Here is a 255-nt window from a genome sequence, read left to right as displayed (position 1 = left end):
GAGCCTTTTCCAAAGGCTCACTAGTCTAACAGGAAAATGGTCAAAATTAAGCCTTTTGTATCTTAGATAAATACTGCTGTTCAAATGTATTTGGTGAAACATATCCTAAAGTAGAATGAATCCGTTTCGAATTATAAAATCCAACCAAATAATCAAAAATGCTCATTGTGGCTTCATCACGGGTTTTATATTTTTTTTGATAAATCAATTCCTTCTTTATAGAACTATGAAACGATTCTATACAAGCATTATCAT

The 255-nt window shown here is 30.6% G+C and carries 1 protein-coding gene; it reads right to left on the bottom strand.

Going from position 1 to position 255, the window contains the following annotated elements:
- Positions 1–46 precede the first annotated feature (46 nt).
- On the bottom strand, positions 47–255 hold a 209-nt coding region (locus M3226_RS32020), incomplete at its 5' end, for an IS3 family transposase (protein ID WP_251573474.1).

The sequence above is a fragment of the Neobacillus cucumis genome, assembly GCF_023715505.1.
The sequence above is the reverse complement of the archived record's forward strand: the minus strand, read 5'-3'. Positions and strand labels throughout refer to the sequence as shown.